Source organism: Cupriavidus sp. 8B (genome assembly GCF_054589115.1).
In genome coordinates this window covers 1-265 of record NZ_BAAILO010000471.1, presented here as the reverse complement: position 1 = coordinate 265, position 265 = coordinate 1, and the positions used below count along the sequence as shown (strand labels likewise).

The 265-nt window shown below is 65.3% G+C and carries 1 protein-coding gene; it reads right to left on the bottom strand.

What is annotated here, in order from left to right:
- The coding region (locus ACYP5B_RS44580) for a hypothetical protein (protein ID WP_459573852.1) at positions 1–216 on the bottom strand (216 nt) is incomplete at its 3' end.
- Between the last annotated feature and the right edge of the window lie 49 nt (positions 217–265).

Genomic DNA, 265 nt, shown 5'->3' with positions numbered 1-265 from the left:
GAGAACGCCTTCAACGACTTGCCCCAACTTGCCACAGGCCTGGATGCTGCTCGCCAGATGGATGGCGCGGTGGCAATCCAGCGTTGTCAGTTGCCACGGCTCCGTGTCGGGCAAGCAGGTGGCGAGCACGCGCAGGGGGCGCACGATCTGGCCGGCGATGTGCCCAGTGGTGTTGCGCTTGACCAGCAACTGTTCAAGGGTCGCGGCCTTGATCAAGTCCTGCCAGGCCGCCGACAGTGGCCCCGGAACTAGCGCAGTCGACTGC